The sequence below is a fragment of the Coriobacteriaceae bacterium genome (assembly GCA_025992855.1).
Lineage (GTDB): Bacteria > Actinomycetota > Coriobacteriia > Coriobacteriales > Coriobacteriaceae > Collinsella.
Genome location: DAJPGB010000001.1, coordinates 407,680 through 430,896 on the forward strand (window position 1 = coordinate 407,680; position 23,217 = coordinate 430,896).

Here is a 23,217-nt window from a genome sequence, read left to right on the forward strand (position 1 = left end):
GTGGACGAGGAAGCAAGCATCATCCTGGGGGATGCCATCGCCTTTTGCCAGCGCGACGGCCAAGATGCACGCCTCATCAACATGCTGGGGCAGTCGCGCGCCGTGAGCCTGACCGAAGACACGCTCACGATCGAGGCCCCTTCGCGCTTTGCCATCGCGCAGCTCAAAAAGCACCAACCGACGATCGAGGCCTATCTAGAGGAAATCGCCTTTGCGCCGATCGCGCTCGACATCGTGGCGCCGCAGAGTGCCACGGCTGATTCCGCTGCCGCAACAGCACCCGCCACTCCCACGGTAGCGACCGCAGCAGTCGCAACGACACCCGCGCCCAGGGCCGGTGGTGTTTCCCGTGAAACCATGGGAGAGGCACAGCAGGCGCCCGCGGCGCCGTCGGGCCCGGTGACATCAACGCCCGCGCCCGTCACGCATATGCCCATCGCCCACGACACGACGCCGGGCGAGGATTCGGGCATTGCGATCAAGAACACGCTTTCGGCCGATGACTTCCGCCGCATGATGAATCAGATGAAGGGCGGCGCCCCGGCAAAGACCACGCACGTTGCGGTCCCTGCTCCATCCATGGTGGCGCCGACGGCGGCGGAGCAGAACACGGACGGTGCCCCGCTCGCCGCAAACTCAAAATTCACCTTTGAGAACTTTGTCTACGGCCCCGAGAACAGCCACGCCTATCGCTCGGCGCTCAAGTTCGCCGCCCTGGCGGACGAGCGCGGCACGTGCACGTCACTGTTCATCTACGGCAAATCGGGACTGGGCAAGACCCACCTGCTGCTCGCCATTAAAAATGAGCTCGCCGAGAAATCTCCCGAGATCAAGGTCAAGTATGCCAATTCCCAAGCGTACCTGGACGACCTGATGACCGAGTTCGACCGTCAAAAGAAGAGCAACGCCCCCATCATGCAGGCATACCACGGCGTGGACGTGCTCATCATCGACGACATCCAAAACATTATCGGCAAGCGCGCGAGCGTGGATTACTTTTTCCAGCTCATGGACGAGTTCATCCGCAACAACAAAAAGGTCGTGATCGCAGCCGATCGCGCACCCAAAGACTTGAGCATGGACGAGCGCCTGACCAGCCGCTTTAATGCCGGCATGCTCTGCTTGGTCGCAGAGCCCAGCTACGAGATGAAATACAAGATCTTGCAGCGCTACTACGAGAACACCATCGCCGCCGCACCCGAGGTGGGCGACGATTCGCTGCTGGCGGCCTACGGGGGAGACGGCGGACACCTGACCGACGAGCACTTTAAACACATGGCCGAGGTCTCGGGCACCAACATCCGCGAGCTCGAGAGCTTCTGCGAGCGCTGTGCCGGCGAGGCGGGCGATCGCGAACGCGAGGGCGGGGAGCTCACCTTTGACGATATCGACACCATCGCCAGTCAGTACTTCGACACGTCGGCCAAAAAGATCAACGTTCAGACGGTCCAGTCCGTCATCGAGGAGCAGTACGGCGTAACGCACGAGGAGCTCATCGGCCCGCGCCGTAACGCCAATATCGCCAAGGCACGTCACATAGCCATCTATCTGGCGATTGAGATGTGCGAGATGACGACCACGGCGGTGGGTGCCGAATTTGGCAACCGCAACCACTCGACCGTCAGTACGAGCTACAAAAAAGTCCAGAAGATGATCCAGGAAGACAGAACTGTCACCGAGGACCTCAAGTCGCTGCGGGACAAAATTACACTGCGCTCGTAGGGAAATAGAGACACCTGTTGAAAACTTGTCGAAACCACGGGCATAAGGTGTCTAAAACCCAACCCGCGGTGATGAAAAGTTTTGCGCAGGTTTTGAACGTGGAAAACGACCCCTGTTGCACACAGGCTACTGTCGATTCTCTTTCTGGGCCTGACCTGCATCTTTGCGAGTAATCAACAGTTTCGTCAGTGCTATTACTATTATTAAAATATTTATATCTATAGAAAGGTATTAAAAGATGAAGTTCACCGTCAGCCAGAGCTCGCTTACACAAGCTATCGGCGTCGTTATGAAGGGAGTCGCTTCGGCATCTACCCTTCCTATCCTTTCGGGCGTACTCGTTAAGGCGCAGGACGGCATCTTGGAATTCCAGACCTCTAACTACACCATCTCGATTCGTCATCGCATCGCGGCACATGTCGAAGAAGAGGGCGAGATGGTTATCCCCTGCAAGATGCTCTCCAACATTACCAAGACGCTCCCCGACGCTCCGGTCACCTTTGAGCTGTCTGAACGCCAGGTGCTGATTGGGTGCGAGAAGAGCTCTTTTCGCCTGAACACGCTCGACGCTAACGACTTCCCCGAGTTCCCGGCCTATGCCATCGAGAGCGCCGTTGAGCTTCCGACCGACGTCCTGTCCGAAATGGTCGGCCGCGTGTGGCGCGTCACCTCGACCGACAAGGCCCGCCCCATCCTGGGCGGCGTGCACATGAAGGTCGAGAACAACACCGTGCGCCTGGTGGCGACCGACTCCTTCCGTCTGGCCGTATGCGATACGCAGGTCGAGACCTCGACCCTCGAGGGCTCCTTTGAGCTCAACGTTCCCGCCGACGCCTTCAACGACGCTCTGAGCATTATGGCCAGCCAGGCCACCATCATGATCGGTGCCACCGACACCCAGGTCGTCTTCGAGGCCGGCAACACCACCTACGTCTCGCGCCGTATCGAGGGCGTGTATCCCAACTACAAGCAGCTCATCCCCGATTCGTGCGTGACGAGCGTCAAGATCGACGTGGCTGCCTTCAACGCCGCCCTCAAGCGTGTGGCGGTTATCGCGAGTGCCAACCCCGCCGTCAAGTTCGAGATCGACGTCGAGAACGGCCAGATGGGCCTGTCCTCCATCTCCAACGACCAGGATCTGGCGCAGGAGACGATCGATGTCGAGGCCGAGGGCGAGTCGGGCACCATCGCCTTCAACTACCACTACATCTTTGGCTGCCTAAACGCCCTGTCCAAGGAGAAGGAGATCACGCTGGAGCTCAAGAGCTACTCACAGGCGGGCATCTTCAAGTCCTACGACAAGATCAACTACCTGTACCTGGTCATGCCGGTTCGCATCTAGCGGTCGCTCCATGACCATGTTCGCTCGCGATCTTTCCGTCGCGCACTACCGCAGCTTCGATAGTTACCGCCTTGCCTTGGACGATGGCGTGACGGTGCTCGCGGGGCCCAATGCGGCGGGAAAGACCAACCTCATAGAGGCGCTGCAGCTGCTGACGAGCGGTGCCTCGTTTAGGCACCCGACCGCCGCCGAGCTGGTGCATGACGGCGTTGGCTCATGCCGAGTCCAGTTGAGGCTCGAGGGCGATGGCCGCGTGCTGGACATGGGGCTGAGTGTGGAGGATGGCAAACGCTCGTTTAGTCGCAACGGCAAGAAATGCTCCGCCGCCGGTGTGCGCGGCGTGCTGCCGAGCGTGCTGTTTTGCCCGGACCACCTGGACATGGTCAAGCGAGGTGCCAGCGTGCGTCGCGCCGCGCTCGACGACTTTGGCGTGCAGCTGAGCGCGCGCTATGCCGATCTGGCAAGTGCCTATGGACGTTGCGTGACCCAGCGCAATGCCCTTCTCAAGGAGAGCTGGTGCTGCCGCGAGATGCTCGGCGCCTGGAACGAGTCCATCGCCCGCGCTGGATCCGCTTTGCTGGTGCATCGTCTTGCCCTGCTCGATCGCCTGGCGAGTCACGTGCGCGATGCCTACGGACAGGTCGCGTCCGGCGAGACCGCCCATGTGTCCTATGCGTCCACGTTGGGCGATTTGCCCCAGACCGACGATCGAGAGGAACTAAAGGGCTGGGCGTACGAGCGCATGCTGGCGGCCCTCGATGACCGTGCCGACGAGGAGATGCGCCGCGGCGTGACACTCGTGGGTCCGCATCGCGACGAGATCGAGTTTAGCGTGGCGGGCCGATCTGCCCGCTCGTTTGCTAGCCAGGGCCAGCAGCGTACGCTGGTGCTGGCGTGGAAAGTGGCTGAGGTGGCGGTTGCCCGCGATATCTTGGGCACCGCACCGCTGCTGCTTTTGGACGATGTGATGAGTGAGCTCGACGGTGAGCGCCGTGCCGCTTTTCTGCAGCTGATCGGTGATGACATCCAGACGGTTATTACTACTACCAACTTGGGGTACTTTACCGATGATCTGCTCGATCGAGCCAAGGTGGTGAGCATGGGTGAGACGTGCTAATTACGAGCGCGAAAACGGCACGGTTGCCTTTGGCGGCTTTTTGGATGCCGAGCGCCAGCGCATTATGGCTGCGGCGACACCCGAGCGCCGCGCGCAGATGGAGGCCGCCGAGGAGTCGCGCGCGGTCTATCGCGCGTGGAATGCGGTGTGCTCGGGCACGCGCGAGGGGCGCCATGTGACGGGTCTGCGCTATCTGCCCGAGTCCAATGAGCTGCTGGTATATCTCGATTCGCCCTCGTGGACGCAGGAGATGACGCTTCTGCGTGAGATTATCCGTGCGCGCATGGAGCGCGCCGGGGCGCATGTGGACGGCCTGGTGTTTAAGACGACGGCCCCCGGGCATACGCCAGCCGCCGCCAAGGAGCGCCTGCGCCCGGCGACCACCGAACGCCCGCCGGCTCCACACGCCGACCTGAACGACGCCGAGCGCGGCGAAATCGAACGTCAAGTGGCGCCTATCGAAGACCAGAAACTGCGCGAGGCCCTCGAGAACGCCATGAGGGCTAGTGCCGAGTGGGCCAAGGGCGTGCAAAGCACAAAAGAGTCTTAAATCGCATCTGGTGGCCTTGTAGAGCCAAATACCCTCGTCCCCGAGGGTATTTTTTTACGATAAACTAGTAAGGCTGTACACATTTTCTTAACTGAAGGAGGACGTGTGGCAAACGAAAACGATTACGATGGCGGAGAGATTAAGATTCTCGAAGGTCTCGAGGCCGTTCGTAAGCGCCCGGGCATGTACATCGGCTCGACGAGCGCCAGCGGTCTGCATCACCTGGTGTGGGAGATCGTTGATAACTCCGTCGACGAGGCCATGGCCGGTTTCTGCACCGAGATTCAGGTGACGGTCCACGCCGACAACTCCATCACGGTCGTCGACAATGGGCGCGGCATCCCCGTCGACGAGCATCCTATCAAAAAGATCCCGACGCTCGAAGTCGTCATGACGATTCTGCACGCCGGTGGTAAGTTCGACAATTCGGCTTACAAGGTGTCGGGCGGCCTGCACGGCGTGGGTATCTCCGTCGTCAACGCGCTGTCCAAGCGCGTGGTCGTTCAGGTGTGCCGCGACGGCAGCATCTACGAGATGGAGTTCTCGCGTGGCAAGACCGTCAAGAAGATGGAGGTCGTGGGCACTTCGGAGACGACGGGCACCACCGTTTCCTTCTGGCCCGACGACGAGATCTTCGAGACCTGCATCTACGATTTCGATACGCTGCACAACCGTCTGCAGGAGACGGCGTTCCTCAATAAGAACCTCAAGATCGTGCTGACCGACGAGCGCGAGGCGACTCCCCATGTGGAGGAGTTCTGCTATGCCGGCGGCATCATCGACTTCGTTAAGTTCCTCAACGACGGCAAGGACGTTCCCGAGGCCTTTAAGGAGCCCATCTACATCGAGGGCAAATCGGATCCGGATGCGCCCGTGACCAAGATGGGCGAGGTCGAGGTATCCCTGCAGTGGAATAGCGGCTACGGCGAGAACGTCATGTCGTTTGCCAACGACATCTACACCCCCGAGGGCGGCATGCACCTCGAGGGTTTCCGCACTGCGCTCACCCGCGTGATCAACGACTACGCGCGCAAGCAGAACCTGCTCAAGGAGAAGGATGCCAACCTGACCGGCGACGATGTGCGCGAGGGTCTCTCGGCCGTTATCTCGGTCAAGCTGCCCGATCCTCAGTTTGAGGGCCAGACCAAGGCCAAGCTCGGCAGCTCCTACATGCGCGCGCTGACGCTCAAGATCGTGACCGACGGTCTGGCCGATTACCTGGAGGAGCACCCCAAGCCCGCCCGCGAGATCGTCAAGAAGGCTCAGCAGGCCTGCAAGGCGCGCAACGCCGCCCGCAAGGCGCGCGAGGCGACCCGCCGCAAGAGCCTGCTCGAGACGGCATCGCTGCCCGGCAAGCTCGCCGACTGCTCGGTGCGCGATGCCGAGCTGACCGAGCTCTTCATCGTAGAGGGCGACTCGGCAGGCGGTTCGGCCAAGGACGGCCGTCGCCGAGACATCCAGGCGATTCTGCCCCTGCGCGGCAAGATTTTGAACGTCGAGCGCGTGGGCGACCATCGCGCGTTCTCGAGTGACACCATCCAGTCGCTGATCACCGCGATCGGCTGCGGCGTCACGACGAGTGCCGGCGACGGCGGCGACTTCGACATCACCAAGGCGCGCTACCACAAGATCATCATCATGACCGATGCAGACGTCGACGGTGCGCACATCCGCATCCTGCTGCTGACGTTCTTCTACAAGTACATGCGTCCGCTGATCGATGCCGGCTATGTCTACGTTGCCTGCCCGCCCATCTTTGGCATCAAGGTGCGTAACAAGATTCACTACGTGTATCCCAACGGCCGCCAGCCCGAAGACGAGATCCTGCGCGACACCATCCAGAGCCTGGGCCTGAATCCCGACGACAACGACGAGGACGGCAAGGCCAAGGACGGCAAGATCACCAAGAAACGCAAGGGCTATACCGTCCAGCGCTACAAGGGCCTGGGCGAGATGGATCCCAAGCAGCTTGCCTCGACGACGATGGACCCCAAGACCCGCATTCTGCAGCGCGTGTCGATCGAGGACGCCGTGGTGGCGGACCGCGCCGTGCGCGAGCTGATGGGCTCCGAGGTCGGCTATCGCCGCGAGTACATTGAAAAGCACGCACATGATGCACGCTTCTTAGACGCCTAACCTGTTCGGCTTTCCCAGCCACCGCACCTTCGCCCTCAATCGTCGGTCGCGTACCCAAGTACGCTTCCCTCCTCTTTCGAGCGAATCTGCGGCACCTGGAAAAGCCGTCTCCGTGGTAGGGAACTAATGGACCACGCAAACCATGAGGAGGTAACGTGGCAGACGATATCAACAACAATGAGGGTATGGACGAGGCCGGCGATGCCGGCATGCCCGATGATCTGAAGCGCCTGCTCGCCCGCGCCGAGCAGGGCGAGGACGGCGACCCCGATGCCTACAACCCCGATGCCGACGAGGACGAGGAAGAGGACGACGACGGCGAGCTCGAGGAGAGCTTTGGCGAAGTCGACCGCGGCGCCTCCGCAGGCGAGGACATCAACGGCGGCCAGCTCCAGATTTCGGAGTTCGGCCGCGAGATGAAGCAGTCGTTCATCGAGTACTCGATGTCGGTCATCACGGCGCGCGCCCTGCCGGACGTGCGCGACGGCTTAAAGCCGGTGCACCGCCGCATCCTGTACGCCATGAACGAGAGCGGCATCTACCCCAACCGCCCGCACAAGAAGTCGGCCTGGACGGTCGGCGAAGTTATCGGTAAGTACCACCCGCACGGTGACTCCGCGGTCTACGAGGCCATGGTTCGTCTGGCGCAGTGGTTCTCCATGCGCACGCCGCTCATCGACGGCCACGGCAACTTTGGCAACATCGACGGCGACGGCGCCGCCGCCATGCGTTACACCGAGAGCCGCCTGGCAAAGCCCGCCATGGAGCTGCTGCGTGACCTGCAGAAGGATACCGTCGACTGGCAGCCCAACTACGACGAATCACTCGCCGAGCCCGTGGCACTGCCTGCGCGCTTCCCCAACCTGCTGGTCAACGGCAGCCAGGGCATCGCCGTCGGCATGGCCACCAATATCGCCCCGCATAACCTCACCGAGGCGATCGAGGCAACCTGCTACCTGATCGATAATCCCGACGCTACTGTCGACGAGCTCATGCAGATCATGCCCGGTCCGGACTTCCCCACCGGCGCCATCATCATGGGCAGCGCCGGCATTAAGCAGAGCTACGAGACCGGCCGCGGCTCCATTACCGTGCGCGCCAAGGCCCACGTGGAATCCACCAAGACCGGCCGCAACCGCCTGGTTTTTACCGAGATTCCCTACATGGTCAACAAGGGCACCCTGCAGGAGAAGATCGCCCAGCTCGTCAACGACAAGCGCATCGAGGGCATCTCGGACATGCGCGATGAGTCCAACCAGAAGGGCATCCGTCTGGTCATCGAGCTCAAGAAGGGCGTCATTCCGCAGGTCGTGCTCAACAACCTGTATAAGTACACCTCGCTGCAGACGACCTTCGGCGCCAACAACCTGGCGCTTGTCAACGGCGTTCCCAAATGCCTGAGCCTGCGCGAGATGCTGCAGCACTACATCGATCACCAGGTCGACGTCGTCACCCGCCGCACCCGCTTCGACCTTAAGAAGGCCCAAGCCCGCGCGCATATCCTCGAGGGCTACCTGATGGCTCTCGACCATATTGACGAGGTCATCAGCATCATCCGTTCCTCGCAGACCGATTCCGAGGCCAGCAGCCGCCTGATCGAGCGCTTTGGCTTTACGCCCGAGCAGACCACGGCCATCCTCGAGATGAAGCTGCGCCGCCTGACCGGCCTGGAGCGCGACAAGATCCAAGAAGAGTTGGACGGCCTGCGCCGTGCCATCGCCTACTACGAGGACCTGCTGGCGCACGAGGAGAAGATCCTGGGCGTCATTAAGGAAGAGATGCGCGAGATCTCCAAGAAGTTTGGCGATAAGCGCCGCACCGAGATCAGCCAGGTCGAGAAGGACCTGGACGTCGAGGACCTCATTGCCGACGAGGACATGGTCGTGACCATCACCCACACCGGCTATGTCAAGCGCATCCCGGTGGCCGCCTACCGCGCCCAGAAACGCGGCGGCAAGGGCGTGTCGGGCGTCAACCTCAAAGAGGACGATGTCATCGACGAAATGTTCATCGCGTCCACGCACGAGTACGTGCTGTTCTTCTCGAGCAAGGGCAAGGTCTATCGCCTGAAGGTGCACGAGCTGCCGGTGGGTACGCGCCAGGCGCGCGGTACCGCGATCGTCAACCTGCTGCCCTTCGAGGAGGGCGAGAAGATCGCGAGCGTCATCAGCTGCCGCGAGTTCCCAGCCGACGAGTACCTGATGTTTGCCACCAAGAGCGGCATGGTCAAGAAGACCGTGATGAGCGCATATGACCGCAGCCGTCGCGACGGCCTGATCGCTATCAACCTGCGTGACGACGACGCGCTGCTGAACGTGCGCCGCGTGCGCGAGGGCGACAAGATTATCCTGGCCACCACCGCGGGCAAGGCGATCATGTTCTCCGAGGAGCAGGTGCGCGCCACCGGCCGCGATACCAGCGGCGTTCGCGGTATCGGTATGAAGGACGGCGTGAGCGTTCTGGGCATGGAAGTCACTAACGGCAACGGCGATCTATTCGTCATCACCGAGCGTGGCTACGGCAAGCGCACGCCGGTCGCGGACTACCCGGAGCAGAACCGCGGTGGCCAGGGTGTCTACACCATCCAAATGACCGAGCGTAAGGGTAACCTCGCGGCCATGAAGACGGTGGGCCCGCAGCACGAGCTGTTCATCGTGACAGAGGGCGCGACGGTCATTCGCGTCAAGACCGACGAGATCAGCCAGACCGGCCGCGCCACCCAGGGAGTCAAGATGATGACCGTCGACGACCACGACCGCATTTGCGCCGTAGCCCGCATGACGACCGCCAAAGAGAAGCCCGAGGGCGAAGGTGCCGAGGCCGCAGCCGACACCGAAGAAGCCCCAGTCGACCTAGGCGACGGCAACGACCTGCCAGAGGATCTCCTCGACGAGTAAGAGGCCCTGACTGGTAAAAATCATCAGACCCCTTATATCGGCGGTCGGCGCACTGCGCGCCGACCGCTTTTTTGACAAGCTTGGAACCCCGTGTCAGACGGCTGGGCGAGATGGGTTAGGTTTGTCGCGAGTTCCGCACGCAAAGAAGGCCACTTAATGTGGCCTTCGTCTTGCGCAGGACTGCCCGAGCAGCAAACCTAACCCATCTCGCCCAGCCGTCTGACACACCCTCCAAAGATTTTCAAAAAAGTTGTTGACGCGCGCGTAACGACTCGTCTAATATATCCCTTGCGCGATGGACCTGTAGCTCAGTTGGTTAGAGCGTCCGGCTGATAACCGGGAGGTCACAAGTTCGAATCTTGTCAGGTCCACCACTTTCTTTCGCAATAAACACCCCAGCGAGAGCCGAGTCGCCGCTGGGGTGTTTATTACTGTCTCCGTGGGGGTTTAGCTCAGCTGGGAGAGCGCGGGCTTTGCAAGCCTGAGGTCAGGGGTTCGATCCCCCTAACCTCCACCATGATGGACCTGTAGCTCAGTTGGTTAGAGCGTCCGGCTGATAACCGGGAGGTCACAAGTTCGAATCTTGTCAGGTCCACCATCAAAACTGTGAAGAGCCCTGGGGCGTTGCCTCGGGGCTTTTTTCTTACCTACTGAAAGTAGTCAAAAAAGCCCCGTCCCAAATTAACTACTTTGATTTTGTGTGCTGTGCGAAAGATTGGGTAGTATAGCTATTCAATGCGGCGGGCTGCCGCGTGTTAACCGCTACGTACCGGAGGTGTTCCATGGTTCGCGTTGACATAGAGACCATCGTCATGGCCGCCGGTCCCGTGCCATCGCTTATCGTACTTCGTGAGCGCAGCAGCAAATCGGACTCGCCCGCGCCGCTGCGTTCCCTTTCCATTCAGACTGGTTCGTTTGAAGCTGCTGCCATCAGCCGCGGCATCGATAGCGGCCGCGCCGAGCGCCCGATTACCCATGACCTGCTGCTCGATACCGTTGACGCCCTGGGCGCCAAGCTCGAGCGCATCGAGATCGTTCGCGCCGAGCCGCCGGTGTTCTACGCGACGATCGTCGTACTGGCCGATGGCGAGGAGCGCAAGATCGACGCCCGCCCCAGTGATGCCATTGCCCTTGCCGTGCGCAGCAATGCCCCCATGTTTGTGGAGGACGACATCATGAATCGCCTGGGCACTGTTTCCACCCACGCCGAGGATGTCGACGACGAGCAGGAGTTCGAGAAGTTCGACGAGTTCGTCCATACGCTCTCCCCCGATGATTTCTAAATGTCTGGCACGCGAGCGGAGAGGTCGCTGATGGGTACCCGCGTATCGGCTGAGGCGGCGGCCATTGCGCGCGAGGCCCAGATGCGCTCGGAGGCTTCTGAGGCGGCTCGCATTGCCTATGTGACGCAGGCCCGCACGCTTCGCGAGCGCCGCGGCTCGTTTATCAAGATGGTTGTCGTCTCCGCCCTTGTCGCGGCAATCTGCTCGCGCCTTCGTGGTACAGTTGGTGCGCTTGGGTTTTCGATTTCAACAGGCTTGGTAATCTGGGGTGTGGTCGATGCGGTCATGCTGACCAACCAGATCAAGGTACTCGACAAGCGCGCGATGGATATGATGCGCGCCCGCGACACTGCCGCCAAGATCGCTGCCGAGGCACAGGAACTGTAACGACGCCAGACTCGATGGGAAGGTCTAAAGATGGCACAGGATATGCAGGACGCCGGTAACGTCTCCGCCGAGCTCGACGCCATGGTGTGCGATCTGATCGGCGCGTTCTTGGACGACCTTGCCGCCGGCGAGAATCCGGGCGTAGTTGTGGCGATCGAGGACGCTGCTTCCAACCGATATCTGGCGGCGCTCGACGAAGATGGCGAGGAGGCATGCCTCGAGGCTGCCACCAACTTTATCTCCGAGCACAAGATGGGTCTTAAGGACGAGGGGCTGGGCCGCATCGCCCGCTATGCCATCGGCTACACCGGTTGTGTCGAAATTGACGGCGGCTATCACGACGCCCTGCTCGTGAGCTTCTTCGAAACCACGCTCGAGAGCGGTTTTTCGGCATACGTGCTGTATGAGGGCATGGGTGCCGGCGATGGTTTTATGTGGAGCGACCCTGAACCTGCAGGTGAGGAAACCCCTCTCATCTAAAATCGCTAAAATAAACGAGTTTTCGGTAAAAGGCTCAATATTCCCGCTGAGCGTTGTGTCGCTGGGCGGGCCGCATACGCGTGCCGTTTGTATATGGATAGAAGATAGGGGAACTACATGCGCGTAGACAATCTGAGGAACATCGCCATCATCGCCCACGTCGACCACGGCAAGACGACGATGGTCGACAAGCTCCTGCGTGCCACGGACGCCTTCCGTGCCAACCAGCAGGTCGAGGACCGCGTCCTGGACTCTAACGACCAGGAGCGCGAGCGCGGCATCACGATTCTCGCCAAGAACATCTCTATCGAGTACAAGGACGTCAAGATCAACGTCATCGACACCCCGGGCCACGCCGACTTTGGCGGCGAGGTCGAGCGCGTGCTGCGTATGGCCGACGGCGCCCTGCTGCTGGTCGACGCTTTTGAGGGCCCCATGCCCCAGACCCGTTTCGTGCTGCGTCACGCTATCGACACCGGCCTCAAGATCATGATCGTCATCAACAAGATCGATCGTCCGGGCGCCAACCCCGAGAAGGCCTACAACGACTGCCTGGACCTCATGGCCGACTTGGGTGCCACCGACGACCAGCTCGAGTTCGCCATGGAGCACGTGGTCTACGCCAGCGCCATGAATGGCTTTGCCCGCCTTGACCCCAACGACGGCAACATGGACATGTACCCGCTGCTCGACATGATCATCGACGACATGCCCGCACCCGAGGTTGACGAGAACGCCCCGCTCGCCATGCAGTGCGTGACCATCGACCACTCCAACTTCGTCGGCCGTATCGGCATCGGCCGCGTGTACTCCGGCACCATCCACCAGGGCGACCAGATCCTGGTTGTCAAGAACGACGGCTCCAGCGCCACCGCTACCGTCAAACAGCTCTTTACCTTCGACTACCTGGGCCGCACCGAGTGCCAGGAAGTCGGCGCCGGCGACATCGCTGCCGTCGTGGGCATCGACCGCACCGATATCGGCGATGTCTACACCGATCCCGAGAACCCCGTTGAGCTCGAGCCCATCGAGATCGACCCGCCGACCCTGTCCATCGTCTTTGAGGCTTCGACCTCCCCGCTCGTCGGTCGCGACGGCGACATCGTTGGTGCCCGTCAGCTCAAGGAGCGCCTGTTCAACGAGGCCGAGAACAACGTGACCATGAAGATCGAGGAGCTCGAGGACAAGAGCGGCGTCGAGGTCTCGGGCCGCGGCATCCTGCACCTGTCCGTTCTGATGGAGTCCATGCGTCGCGAGGGCTTTGAGTTCCAGGTTGGCCGTCCTCGCGTTCTGTTTAAGAAGGACGAGAACGGCAACAAGATGGAGCCCGTCGAGCAGGCCGTCGTCGAGTGCCCGGACGAGTACTCGGGCAAGGTCGTTGAGGTCTTCGGTACCTCCGGCGGCATCATGACGAGCATGGATACCTCGGGCATCGTGACGCACCTCGAGTTTAAGATCCCGACCCGCGGCATCATGGGTCTTAAGAACCGCATCATGAACGTCACCCACGGCGAGGGCGTGTTCTACCACACCTTCCTGGAGTATGGTCCCTACGCCGGCGAGATCGGCAACCGTCAGAACGGCGCCATGATCTCCATGACCACCGAGAAGGCCGTTGCCTACGCTCTGGGTACGCTGCAGGAGCGCGGCCAGCTGTTTGTTGAGCCGGGCACCGAGTGCTATGAGGGCATGATCGTGGGCGAGCGCAGCAAGGCTGGCGACATGGTCGTCAACATCGCCCGTACCAAGAACCTGGGTAACCAGCGTTCCTCGACCTCCGATATCTCCGTCCAGCTGGTGCCGCCTCGCACCTTCTCGCTGGAGGAGGCGCTGGAGTACATCGCCGACGACGAGCTGGTCGAGATCACCCCCAAGAACATTCGCCTGCGCAAGCGTCTGCTCAACGCCACCGACCGCAAGAAGGCTGCCGTCCGCGCCGGCCAGGTCAACAAATAAGCGCTGGGGCTTATAACCGCCAATAAGAAAGGGCGTCGACCGCGATGGTCGGCGCCCTTTTTGGTGCAAGGGGGACGGGTCCGTTTGCACCACCACAAAGGTGCCTGTCCCCTTTGTGGCAGTTGGCGGCTAAGCGGTGGGGAGTTCCGGCGTATTAGCCGGCTGTTGCGATTTGAGGTGGGCGTTGCGCCAGATGATCTGGATAACGTAGCCGAGCGTGAAGACAAAGGCCACGCCGCTGATGAAATCGCCTACGAGGGGGATTGCCGTAAGCGCGCCTGCGATTACGCCACCAACGGCTGCCATGGCGTAGCGGTTCTGGCTGTGTCCGACCATGCGCGCGATCGCGCACCCTGCAAAGGCACTCGACACCAGCGCGATGCCAATAACACCGCACATGAGGGCTCCGGCAAGCGACAGACCAGCGATAGAGATAATTAGCAGTAGGACGGCGGGGACGATAGCAATCGTGCCCAGAAGACCGCTCACCCACAGGGGCATGGGGCGCTGGTGGAGCATGCCGGCGGCGCCGGCGGTAGCGCGCGGAAAGACGAGCTCGAGCAGCAGAGCGACAAAGCAGGTCGAGAGGGCCGCGGCGACGATACCGCCGATGACATCGTTGGCGGTGGAAGTATCTTCGTTTTCGGTGCGGTCGATCTTGAGCGCGCCGACCTCGGCTCCCGCGGCGCGCTCGGGGTCCTCGGAGACGTGCGCGTTCACGGTGCCGGTGATGTGGGCGTTCTTGCCCAGGATGAGCTTGTCGGCCCAAACCTCGACATCGCCCTCGACGGTGCCATCGATGGTCACCGTGTCGCCCGCGAGCGCTGCCGACTTGGTAGAGCCGCGCAGGGCAACCGTCTCGCCTATCGCATAGAAGCAGTTGGCGGTGCTGTCGGAATTGAGTACGACATGCTGACCGACGACCGTGACGCTGCCATCAACCGTAGTCTTGGCAATGTCGATGGTGCGCGCCGCAAGACGAACGGCGCCGCCCACCGTGCAGCCGCGGATCGAGAGGGTATCGCCCGCAGCGATGATATCGCGGTCGATGGAGGTGTCGTCCAGGTTGAGGCTCTGACCTGCCCAGTACAGGTCACCTTCGACGCCGGACGGAGTGGCGTCATTGTCGGTCGCAAGTACGTTGCCTGCGGTGTCCGTGCCGGCAAGAGCCGTAGCGGGAAGTGCGGTGAGCGCCAGAGCGATGAGCGCGAATAGGATGGTGATGCGGCCCCACGCTTTACGGCGTTGGGTCGACGGGAATTGATTGTGGGGCATAGTGAATCCTTCGTCAGATGCTCGATATGCACCTAACAGGGTACCCAACGCGTGGGCGCTCTAAAAGAACCTCTCGGTTGCATTTCGAAGGATGAGCCCGCGCAATCTACTTTTTGTGGTGCAAAAAGCGCGCGATGTCCTCTTCGGTGGGGCTTTTGATGTCAAAACGCAGCGACAGCCAGCGCAGCCCCATGGTTACCGCAACGCATACGATCAACGCGGTGATGTTGCTGACGACGCCGCTCATGACAAGGCATACATAGCTTGTCGATCCGGCGATGGCGGCGATGGCATAAAAGTTAGTGCGTTGGAAAATGCCCGGAACCACGCCCATAAAGCCGTCGCGCAACATGCCGCCGCCTACAGCGGTGAAAAAGCCCATCATGATGCACACCGCCGGCGCAAAGCCGTAGACCAGCGCCTTGTCTGCTCCAGTGGCGGCGTAGATACCGACCGATATGATGTCGAGCAGGGGAATGAGTTTTTCGGGCCTGTCGACGATTGCCGGGAAAATATAGATGATGGCTGCCGTGGCAATGGAAAGCGGGAGTGCCATCGGCTGGTTGAGGATGTAGACGTTGCCCACCTGCAGCGTCATGTCGCGTAAAAGACCGCCGCCCAGGCCACAGACCACGGCAAGCGCGACCGCGCCCACTAGGTCGAGCTTGTGCTCGCGTGCGACCAACACGCCTGAGATCGATGCCGCGACAACAGCGAACATCTCGAGCCAAAATGGGATAGCGACCATGGCATCCGTGGCGTGTGAGGTAACGGTCATAGCGGCGACGACGGGCAAGATGGGGTCCTTTTTGGTTGCGGGTTTAGACAAATGCTCGTACATAGTACATGGTTGGCCGGCGTGGTGACCCTATTGCTCGGTAAACGGTCGGGACTGGTTGGGGGCGTAGGCACCAAACATGTACATCAGCCTCCAAAGATGCCGAAAAATGTCGTTTTTGGAGGGTGATGTACATGTTTGGGATGTTGGGTCGGGATTGAACTTGATGGGGGTGTGGGCTGAAGAGGAGGGATGTCCAAATCTTGAGCTTTGCTCAAAATTTATCCGGTCGGCTTACGCCGACCGCGCTGCGCTAAAAACGCGCCACGGGCGCGTTTTATTTACGCTCCGCGCCCTGGCGGGTTCGAATCCCTCCTCCTGCGCGTTATTGAAATGTGCTCAAAAAGAAAAAAGCCCCATTGCTGGGGCTTATACCATCTAATGGCGGAGGAGGAGGGATTCGAACCCTCGTGACCTTATACAGGCCAAACGGTTTTCGAGACCGCCGCATTCAACCACTCTGCCACCCCTCCGCGTGGGGTAAAAACAAAGCAGGCTCGAAGGCCTGCTTTGGAATTAACTGGCGGAGAGTCAGGGATTTGAACCCTGGAGACGCTTTTGACGCCTACACGATTTCCAATCGTGCTCCTTCGGCCACTCGGACAACTCTCCGTTAAATGCGAAAGTCAGTATACACGAGGAATCGCAAAGTGCAAACAGAAAAGTTGGCATTTTTTAAAACGCTTGGCCGCGCTTGGTGTTGCAACGGAGTTTGAGGTGCCAAAAAACGGCATCCGACCAGCGTGGTTGATCAACTCAATTGTTCAAAAGGGGTATTTATAAGCGATTTGGCAATGAATTTAAAAATCTTTGGGTGGTGCTGTGGGCCACTGGTATGCATTTTGCGACCACAACCATGCGCCCGTTGACCTGCGACTTGGCTCAGCTTGTCCTCACGGCACCGTATCTTGTCCACAGATCCGTCAAGCTTTTGGTCAGCATTTGGTTGGAATGCGCATGAAACGTCGTGCGAGTATGGGCATATGTGGAGGTCATGAGGTTGTAGCTGCATATTCTTGCGGCCTGGGAGGTTGAAAGATATTATTACCAAGTCTTTTCCTGCTTCAGGCGCACCTTCACGACCTGAAGCCACATTTGCCCAGAGGAGGTGACAATATGAAGGCTTATGAACTGCTGTTCTTTGTTGACCCGTCGCTCGACCCCGAGACTCGTCTCGCTGTTATGAAGCGTATCGATACCACGATCGCTGAGGGCGCTGGCAAGGTCGACTCCGTTGACGAGTGGGGCAAGCGCAAGCTCGCCTACGAGATCAACGACCTCACCGATGGTGACTACACCCTCATCAACTTCCACGCAGATCCTACCCAGATCGCCGAGCTTGATCGCGTCCTGCGCATCACCGACGCTGTGGTCCGCCACATGATCGTCCGTCGCGACGACCAGGAGTAAGACTGTCGTTTTGGACTGGGCTTGTGCCCCAAGAGGAAGTAGTGAGTTATGAGCATCAATCGAGTGAACATCACCGGTAACCTCACCCGCGATCCCGAGCTGCGCGCCACCGCCGGCGGAACCCAGGTTCTGTCCTTTGGCGTCGCCGTGAACGATCGTCGCCGCAACGCGCAGACTGGCGAGTGGGAGGACTATCCCAACTTTGTCGACTGCACCATGTTCGGCACCCGCGCCGAGGCCGTGAGCCGTTTCCTGGCAAAGGGAAACAAGGTCGCGATCGAGGGCAAGCTGCGCTACAGCTCTTGGGAGCGCGACGGCCAGCGCCGGAGCAAGCTTGAGGTCATCGTCGATGAGATCGAGTTTATGAGCTCCCGTGGTGGCCAGGGTGGCTACGACCAGGGCGGTTACGCCCCCGCAGCTCCCGCGCCCGCAGCACGTCCTGCCGCACCGGTGGCCACGCCGCCCGCGGTCGACGTCTACGATGAGGACATCCCGTTCTAAGGGTTGTTCACCTATTTTTGAGTGAGAGGCGGCTTCGGTTCGCCGAAGTTGCCAAACGAAAGGTATTTTGACATGGCTAATGATTTTTCTGCACGTCAGCCGCGTCGTAAGTACTGCCAGTTCTGCAAGGAGAACACTGAGTTCATCGACTATAAGGACACTCAGCTTCTCCGTAAGTACATGACCGACCGTGGCAAGATCAAGCCCCGTCGCGTCACTGGCGCTTGCACGCAGCATCAGCATGACATCGCCAACGCCATCAAGCGCGCCCGCGAGATGGCTCTCCTGCCGTACACCGTCCCCGTGGTTTCCTCTCGTGGCAACCGCGACCGCGGCTAAGAAGGGAGACGCATCATGAAGGTTATTCTTCTCGATGAGATCAAGGGCAAGGGCGGCGAGGGTGACGTCGTAGAGGTCGCTCAGGGTTACGCTGAGAACTTCCTGTTCCCCAAGAAGCTCGCTGTTGCCGCCACCAAGGGCAACCTCAAGCAGCTTGACGAGCGTCGCAACAACATCGCCAAGCGCGAGGCCGTCCGTCTGGCTACCGCCAACGAGACCAAGGCTGCCTTCGAGGGCAAGACGGTCACCGTTGACGTCAAGGTCGGCGACGAGGGCATCCTCTTTGGCTCCGTTACCGCCGCTATGATCGCTGACGCCATCAAGGCTCAGCTCGGTATGGACATCGACCGCAAGCGCGTCGAGCTCGGTAAGCCCATCAAGGTTGCCGGTGCCCACACCGTTGCCATCTCGCTGTACCGCGAGATCAAGGCCGAGGTTGTCGTTCTCGTCGGCGTTACCGCCGAGGAGCTCGCTGCCGAGGCTGAGGTCGAGGAGGCCGCTGAGGTCGCCGAGGCCGAGACCGCCGAGGTCGAGACTGAGGCTGCTGCCGAGTAGCATTTGCTGCAACGCAACAATCTTGTTCTAAGAAGGGCGCTCTGGGAAACCAGGGCGCCCTTTTGTTTTTTGCGCTGAGTGAGTGTCATGGTGAACGTTGCGTCGAAGTCCTATATACAGGACCGTTCATCCGTTTGGTTCGGTGATGATTGGCGGCGCGCGGCGCGTTTTGGGACCGTGGCTGATACTATGGATGCTCGCAAGCGATATGAATGAGGATGCTCATGGCATATGACGATAGGGAGACGGGGCTGACGGTCGAGGACCGCGGCTCAAAGTTGGGTCTTCCCCAAAACCAAGATGCAGAGGCCAATGTACTGGCCGCTATGCTGCTATCGCCCGAGGTGGTCGAAGAGGCCCAGGTCGAGCTGCAGCCCGATGATTTCTACCGGCCCATTCATAAGACCATCTACACCGCGATGGTCGATATGTACAACAGCCGCATTCCCATCGACTCCATCTCGCTGATCGATTACCTACGAAGCATCAACAAGCTCGATGCCGTGGGCGGCGAGGCCTACATTTTGGAGCTGATGGGTCAGACTCTGTCGCTCGTGAACTGGCAGCACCATGCCGCCATCGTTCGTCGCGATTCGATGCTGCGCGAGCTGATCGGCGCCACCAACGAGATCAACGCGCTGGCATATAACGCCCCCACCGACACCAAAGAGGTCGTGGAGCTAGCCGAGAGCAAGCTGCTCAAGGTCACGGCACGCGAGGTCAAGTCGAGCTACAAGACGCTGACCGAGTTTATGGTTGAGGCCTATAACGAGGCCGAGGAAGTGTGTCAGGCCGGTGGCCAGGCTGCGGGCGTGCCCACGGGCTTCCCGTCACTCGACCGCATGCTCATGGGCTTCCGCGAGGGCCAGCTCATCATTATCGGCGCCCGCCCTGCTGTGGGTAAGACGTCGTTCGCCCTGAATCTGGCGCTCAACGCTGCCGCTGCCGGTTATACCGTCGGCTTCTTCTCGCTGGAGATGTCGGGCAAAGAAATTGCCCAGCGTCTGATTTGCGCCTACGCCATGATCTCGATCAGTGACTTCCGCATGGGCCGCATTAGCCCCGAGCAGTGGGCCAATATCAACGAGGCCACGCAGACCTTGTCCAAGCTCGATATTCTGATTGACGATACGCCCGGCACCACAGTGACCGAGATTCGCGCCAAGAGCCGCCGCATGCTCCATAACAAGGAGAAGGCAATCATCATCCTGGACTACCTGCAGCTGGTGAGTCCTCCGCCGGGACGCCGCTCCGAGAGCCGTACCGTCGAGGTTTCGGAGATGTCGCGTGGTCTGAAGATCATGGCCAAGGAGCTCAAGATCCCGCTCATCGCGCTGTCGCAGCTCTCGCGTCAGGTCGAATCCCGTACCGGCAAGCGCCCGCAGCTTTCCGACCTTCGTGAATCGGGCTCCATCGAGCAGGACGCCGATATCGTTATGTTCTTGGACCGCTCCGCCGACGAGGCCGAGGCCTCGCGCGACGATCGACCCGACGAGGGCGTTACGCGTATCGTCGTGGCCAAGAACCGTTCGGGCCCGATCGGCGACGTCGATCTGATGTTCCTGCCGGCATCCACCAAGTTCTATGAGCTTGATGGGGCACATGCCGAGGAGTAGGACAGGCGCCCGTTGCACGGGTATACTGGGAATGTTTTGTGCTTCTGCGTGCCGGCGTGGCGCGTAGACAGTCCATGAATGTAAGGAGTAAACATGCCGTCAACCGTTTTGGTCGGTGCCCAGTGGGGCGATGAGGGCAAAGGTAAGATTTGCGACCTGGTCGCCGGCGACTTCGATGCCGTCGTGCGCTACTCGGGAGGCAACAACGCCGGCCACACCATCGTCGTCAACGGCAAGAAGTACGGCCTGCACCAGGTGCCCTCCGGCATCATGTATTCCGACCACGTGTCGGTGATCGGTAACGGCTGCGTCGTCAACCCCAAGGTTGTCCTTGAGGAGATCGACATGTTCGAGGCCGACGGCATCACCACCAAGAATCTCAAGATTAGCGGCAACGCGCATGTCATCATGCCGTACCACATCGATCTGGATGGCGCCTTTGAGCAGAAGCTCGGCAAGAAGAACATCGGTACCACCAAGCGTGGCATCGGTCCGTGCTATCAGGACAAGATGGCCCGCATTGGCCTGCGCATGCAGGACATGCTGGACGAGGAGCTGTTCCGCGACAAGCTGGAGACCGCTCTTGCCCGTGTGAACCCCGAGCTCGAGCTCATCTACAACCTGCCCACCTACACCGTGGACCAGATCTGCGACGAGTACCTGCCGATGGCCGAGCGCCTGCGTCCCTACATCACCGAGACGAGCCTGCTGCTCAACAACATGATCGATGAGGGCAAGAACCTGCTGTTTGAGGGCGCCCAGGCGACGCTGCTCGACATCGACCACGGCACCTATCCGTACGTGACGTCTTCCAACTGCACCGCTGGCGGCGCCATCACCGGATCCGGCGTGGGCATGAAGAACGTCGACCGCGTGCTGGGCGTCATGAAGGCCTATATCACCCGCGTCGGTTCGGGCCCCATGCCCACCGAACTTTCCTATGAGTCCGAGGCTGGCCACACGCTGACCGAGGAGGGCTATGAGTACGGCGTGACCACCGGTCGCCGTCGTCGTTGCGGCTGGTTCGACGGCCCTATCGCCAACTATGCCTCGCGCGTCAACGGCCTCACCGACATCGCCGTGACCAAGCTCGACGTGCTTTCGGCTTTCGACACCATCAAGGTGTGCGTTGCCTACGACGTCGATGGCGAGCGTTACACGAGCGTGCCCGAACACCAGGTGCGCTTTGAGCATGCCAAGCCCATCTACGAGGAGCTCCCTGGCTGGAAGTGCGATATCACCGGTTGCCGCAGCTTTGAGGAGCTGCCGCAGGAGGCTCAGGACTACGTGGCGTTTATCGAGGATCTGGCACACACCCGCGTGACGTTCATTGGCGTTGGCGCTGGTCGCGAGCAGATCATCAACCGATTCTGGAAGTAATCGGGACTATTTGGTTATTGCGATATACCCCTTTGCAGCCCGGACGGGCGGCCGAGGGGTATATTTGCTTGCAAAGGGCTCGCGCGGAGCGGGCCGTTCATCCATAGAGGAGGCACCCTTGAAGGCGGACACTCAAACCATCGACATCCTGTTGTTGGGCAGCGGCGGCCGTGAGCATGCTTTGGCAGCCAAGCTCGCGGCATCACCGCGCGCCGGCAAGCTCTACATTGCGCCGGGCAACGGCGGCACCGCGAGCTGCGGCGAGAACGTTGTTCTCGACGACTGCGATCCTGCGGCCGTGGCGGCGTTTGCGCAGAGCCACGGATGCGGACTTGTGGTAATTGGCCCCGAGGCTCCGCTCGTGGCGGGCGTGGCCGACGCCGTGCGCGCGGCGGGTATTCCCTGCTTTGGCCCGGGTGCCGAGGGCGCCCAGATGGAGGGCTCCAAGCTGTTCTCCAAGCAGCTCATGGAGCGCGCCGGTATCCCGACGGCGGCCTACGGCTCGTTTACCGACGAGGCTTCGGCTCTTGCCTACGTGCGCGAGCAGGGCGCCCCGCTGGTCGTCAAGGCCGACGGCCTTGCCGCGGGCAAGGGCGTTATCGTGGCGACCGAACTTGAGCAGGCCGAGGAGGCCGTGCGTGAGTGTTTTGGCGGCACCTTTGGCGATGCCGGCAACACCGTGGTTATCGAGGAGATGCTCGTTGGCCCCGAGTGCTCGCTGCTGGCCTTTACCGACGGCAAGACCGTTCGCCCCATGGCCACCTCGCAGGACCACAAGCGCGCGCTCGAGGGCGACAAGGGCCCCAACACCGGTGGCATGGGCGTCTACAGCCCGGTGCCCATCGTGACTGACGAGGAGCACGCCACGATGGTGAAGGTCATGGAGCAGACCGTGGCCGAGCTCGCTGTCGAGGGTATCGACTACCGCGGCTGCCTGTACGGCGGCTTTATGCTCACGCCTGCCGGCCCCAAGGTGCTGGAGTTCAATGCCCGCTTTGGCGACCCCGAGACGCAGGTCGTGCTGCCGCGCCTTAAGAACGACTTGGTCGAGGTCATGCTGGCTTGTGCCAACTGCGAGCTCGATCAGATTGAGCTCGACTGGCGTGACGAGTGGGCCGTGGCCGTTGTCCTGACGAGCGCGGGCTATCCCGGCAGCTACGAGAAGGGCAAGGTCATCACCGGTATCGCCGATGCCGAGGCCATGGAGAACGTGACCGTGTACCACGCGGGCACCGCCGTGGTGGACGGCCAGCTCGTGACCAATGGTGGCCGCGTGCTTGCCGTGACCGCTCTGGGCGACACGTTCGAGAACGCTCGCAACCTTGCCTACGAGGCCTGCGAGAAGATTGATTTTGAGGGCAAGACCCTGCGTCACGACATCGGCCTGCGCGCGCTGCGCGGCCGCGACGCCTGGGATGCCTAAAATCCGAGAG

The 23,217-nt window shown here is 60.8% G+C and carries 20 protein-coding genes and 5 tRNA genes; 21 read left to right on the forward strand and 4 right to left on the reverse strand.

Annotated elements, in window-relative coordinates; all coding sequences use genetic code 11:
- From OIL88_01720 to typA, 13 genes are all read left to right on the forward strand, one after another.
- The gene (locus OIL88_01720; protein ID HJI71096.1) at positions 1 to 1,722 is read left to right on the forward strand and encodes a DnaA/Hda family protein; all 1,722 of its coding nucleotides are present in this window, start codon (positions 1 to 3) and stop codon (positions 1,720 to 1,722) included.
- A gap of 238 nt (positions 1,723 to 1,960) precedes the next feature.
- On the forward strand, positions 1,961 to 3,064 hold the full coding sequence (gene dnaN / locus OIL88_01725; protein HJI71097.1) for a DNA polymerase III subunit beta: 1,104 nt from the start codon (positions 1,961 to 1,963) through the stop codon (positions 3,062 to 3,064).
- Between the two features lie 10 nt (positions 3,065 to 3,074).
- Complete coding sequence (gene recF / locus OIL88_01730; protein HJI71098.1) at positions 3,075 to 4,181, forward strand: DNA replication and repair protein RecF; 1,107 nt, start codon at positions 3,075 to 3,077, stop codon at positions 4,179 to 4,181.
- Positions 4,168 to 4,731, forward strand: coding sequence for a DUF721 domain-containing protein (locus OIL88_01735; protein HJI71099.1), 564 nt, complete (start codon positions 4,168 to 4,170; stop codon positions 4,729 to 4,731). Before recF ends, OIL88_01735 begins: the two co-directional genes overlap by 14 nt.
- Before the next feature lie 105 nt (positions 4,732 to 4,836).
- Positions 4,837 to 6,867, forward strand: a complete 2,031-nt coding sequence (gene gyrB / locus OIL88_01740) for a DNA topoisomerase (ATP-hydrolyzing) subunit B (protein ID HJI71100.1) — start codon at positions 4,837 to 4,839, stop codon at positions 6,865 to 6,867.
- A gap of 416 nt (positions 6,868 to 7,283) precedes the next feature.
- A complete protein-coding gene (gyrA, locus tag OIL88_01745; GenBank protein HJI71101.1) occupies positions 7,284 to 9,764 on the forward strand; it encodes a DNA gyrase subunit A in 2,481 nt (826 codons plus the stop codon).
- Between the two features lie 297 nt (positions 9,765 to 10,061).
- Positions 10,062 to 10,138 (forward strand) — tRNA-Ile (locus tag OIL88_01750).
- Positions 10,139 to 10,205: 67 nt separating this feature from the next.
- Positions 10,206 to 10,281: transfer RNA gene (locus OIL88_01755), tRNA-Ala, on the forward strand.
- Positions 10,282 to 10,285: 4 nt separating this feature from the next.
- Positions 10,286 to 10,362 (forward strand) — tRNA-Ile (locus OIL88_01760).
- A gap of 184 nt (positions 10,363 to 10,546) precedes the next feature.
- Positions 10,547 to 11,047: a bifunctional nuclease family protein gene (locus OIL88_01765; GenBank protein ID HJI71102.1), complete on the forward strand. Its 501-nt coding sequence runs from the start codon at positions 10,547 to 10,549 to the stop codon at positions 11,045 to 11,047.
- 30 nt (positions 11,048 to 11,077) lie between these two features.
- Complete coding sequence (locus OIL88_01770) at positions 11,078 to 11,434, forward strand: hypothetical protein (GenBank protein HJI71103.1); 357 nt, start codon at positions 11,078 to 11,080, stop codon at positions 11,432 to 11,434.
- Positions 11,435 to 11,464: 30 nt separating this feature from the next.
- Positions 11,465 to 11,914 carry a hypothetical protein gene (locus OIL88_01775; GenBank protein ID HJI71104.1) on the forward strand — a complete coding sequence of 150 codons (450 nt, stop codon included), beginning with the start codon at positions 11,465 to 11,467 and terminating at the stop codon, positions 11,912 to 11,914.
- A 117-nt stretch (positions 11,915 to 12,031) separates the two neighbouring features.
- A complete protein-coding gene (gene typA / locus OIL88_01780; protein HJI71105.1) occupies positions 12,032 to 13,870 on the forward strand; it encodes a translational GTPase TypA in 1,839 nt (612 codons plus the stop codon).
- Positions 13,871 to 13,999: 129 nt separating this feature from the next.
- On the opposite strand, the gene OIL88_01785 is transcribed toward typA, so the two are convergent.
- Together OIL88_01785 and OIL88_01790 are read right to left on the reverse strand one after the other, a co-directional pair.
- A complete protein-coding gene (locus tag OIL88_01785) occupies positions 14,000 to 15,145 on the reverse strand; it encodes a polymer-forming cytoskeletal protein (GenBank protein ID HJI71106.1) in 1,146 nt (381 codons plus the stop codon).
- A 106-nt stretch (positions 15,146 to 15,251) separates the two neighbouring features.
- On the reverse strand, positions 15,252 to 15,941 hold the full coding sequence (locus OIL88_01790; GenBank protein HJI71107.1) for a TRIC cation channel family protein: 690 nt from the start codon (positions 15,939 to 15,941) through the stop codon (positions 15,252 to 15,254).
- A 121-nt stretch (positions 15,942 to 16,062) separates the two neighbouring features.
- Between OIL88_01790 and OIL88_01795 the strand changes: the two genes are divergently transcribed.
- Entirely contained in the window at positions 16,063 to 16,365 is a 303-nt protein-coding gene (locus tag OIL88_01795; GenBank protein HJI71108.1) for a hypothetical protein, read from the forward strand.
- Here the strand turns inward: OIL88_01795 and OIL88_01800 are convergent.
- Together OIL88_01800 and OIL88_01805 are read right to left on the reverse strand one after the other, a co-directional pair.
- A tRNA-Ser gene (locus OIL88_01800) sits at positions 16,366 to 16,456 on the reverse strand.
- 48 nt (positions 16,457 to 16,504) lie between these two features.
- A tRNA-Ser gene (locus OIL88_01805) sits at positions 16,505 to 16,595 on the reverse strand.
- A gap of 504 nt (positions 16,596 to 17,099) precedes the next feature.
- Between OIL88_01805 and rpsF the strand changes: the two genes are divergently transcribed.
- From rpsF to purD, 7 genes are all read left to right on the forward strand, one after another.
- Positions 17,100 to 17,393: a 30S ribosomal protein S6 gene (rpsF, locus tag OIL88_01810; GenBank protein HJI71109.1), complete on the forward strand. Its 294-nt coding sequence runs from the start codon at positions 17,100 to 17,102 to the stop codon at positions 17,391 to 17,393.
- Positions 17,394 to 17,441: 48 nt separating this feature from the next.
- Positions 17,442 to 17,894: a single-stranded DNA-binding protein gene (gene ssb, locus OIL88_01815; GenBank protein ID HJI71110.1), complete on the forward strand. Its 453-nt coding sequence runs from the start codon at positions 17,442 to 17,444 to the stop codon at positions 17,892 to 17,894.
- A 72-nt stretch (positions 17,895 to 17,966) separates the two neighbouring features.
- Complete coding sequence (gene rpsR / locus OIL88_01820; GenBank protein ID HJI71111.1) at positions 17,967 to 18,233, forward strand: 30S ribosomal protein S18; 267 nt, start codon at positions 17,967 to 17,969, stop codon at positions 18,231 to 18,233.
- A gap of 15 nt (positions 18,234 to 18,248) precedes the next feature.
- Positions 18,249 to 18,788 (forward strand): 50S ribosomal protein L9, encoded by a 540-nt coding sequence (gene rplI / locus OIL88_01825; GenBank protein HJI71112.1) that lies wholly within the window; start codon positions 18,249 to 18,251, stop codon positions 18,786 to 18,788.
- Between the two features lie 224 nt (positions 18,789 to 19,012).
- The gene (gene dnaB, locus OIL88_01830) at positions 19,013 to 20,404 is read left to right on the forward strand and encodes a replicative DNA helicase (protein HJI71113.1); all 1,392 of its coding nucleotides are present in this window, start codon (positions 19,013 to 19,015) and stop codon (positions 20,402 to 20,404) included.
- A gap of 93 nt (positions 20,405 to 20,497) precedes the next feature.
- Entirely contained in the window at positions 20,498 to 21,784 is a 1,287-nt protein-coding gene (locus OIL88_01835; protein HJI71114.1) for an adenylosuccinate synthase, read from the forward strand.
- A 118-nt stretch (positions 21,785 to 21,902) separates the two neighbouring features.
- Positions 21,903 to 23,207, forward strand: coding sequence for a phosphoribosylamine--glycine ligase (purD, locus tag OIL88_01840; GenBank protein HJI71115.1), 1,305 nt, complete (start codon positions 21,903 to 21,905; stop codon positions 23,205 to 23,207).
- The last annotated feature ends 10 nt before the right edge of the window (positions 23,208 to 23,217 follow it).

Excerpts from the sequence above, each read along its gene's own strand:
- dnaN (HJI71097.1), top strand. The coding sequence starts at position 1,961 with ATGAAGTTCACCGTCAGCCAGAGCTCGCTTACACAAGCTATCGGCGTC.
- recF (HJI71098.1), top strand. The coding sequence starts at position 3,075 with ATGACCATGTTCGCTCGCGATCTTTCCGTCGCGCACTACCGCAGCTTC.
- gyrA (HJI71101.1), top strand. The coding sequence starts at position 7,284 with ATGAAGCAGTCGTTCATCGAGTACTCGATGTCGGTCATCACGGCGCGC.
- OIL88_01765 (HJI71102.1), top strand. The coding sequence starts at position 10,547 with ATGGTTCGCGTTGACATAGAGACCATCGTCATGGCCGCCGGTCCCGTG.
- OIL88_01770 (HJI71103.1), top strand. The coding sequence starts at position 11,078 with ATGGGTACCCGCGTATCGGCTGAGGCGGCGGCCATTGCGCGCGAGGCC.
- OIL88_01775 (HJI71104.1), top strand. The coding sequence starts at position 11,465 with ATGGCACAGGATATGCAGGACGCCGGTAACGTCTCCGCCGAGCTCGAC.
- typA (HJI71105.1), top strand. The coding sequence starts at position 12,032 with ATGCGCGTAGACAATCTGAGGAACATCGCCATCATCGCCCACGTCGAC.
- OIL88_01785 (HJI71106.1), bottom strand. The coding sequence starts at position 15,145 with ATGCCCCACAATCAATTCCCGTCGACCCAACGCCGTAAAGCGTGGGGC.
- OIL88_01795 (HJI71108.1), top strand. The coding sequence starts at position 16,063 with ATGTACATCAGCCTCCAAAGATGCCGAAAAATGTCGTTTTTGGAGGGT.
- rpsF (HJI71109.1), top strand. The coding sequence starts at position 17,100 with ATGAAGGCTTATGAACTGCTGTTCTTTGTTGACCCGTCGCTCGACCCC.
- ssb (HJI71110.1), top strand. The coding sequence starts at position 17,442 with ATGAGCATCAATCGAGTGAACATCACCGGTAACCTCACCCGCGATCCC.
- rpsR (HJI71111.1), top strand. The coding sequence starts at position 17,967 with ATGGCTAATGATTTTTCTGCACGTCAGCCGCGTCGTAAGTACTGCCAG.
- rplI (HJI71112.1), top strand. The coding sequence starts at position 18,249 with ATGAAGGTTATTCTTCTCGATGAGATCAAGGGCAAGGGCGGCGAGGGT.
- dnaB (HJI71113.1), top strand. The coding sequence starts at position 19,013 with ATGGCATATGACGATAGGGAGACGGGGCTGACGGTCGAGGACCGCGGC.
- OIL88_01835 (HJI71114.1), top strand. The coding sequence starts at position 20,498 with ATGCCGTCAACCGTTTTGGTCGGTGCCCAGTGGGGCGATGAGGGCAAA.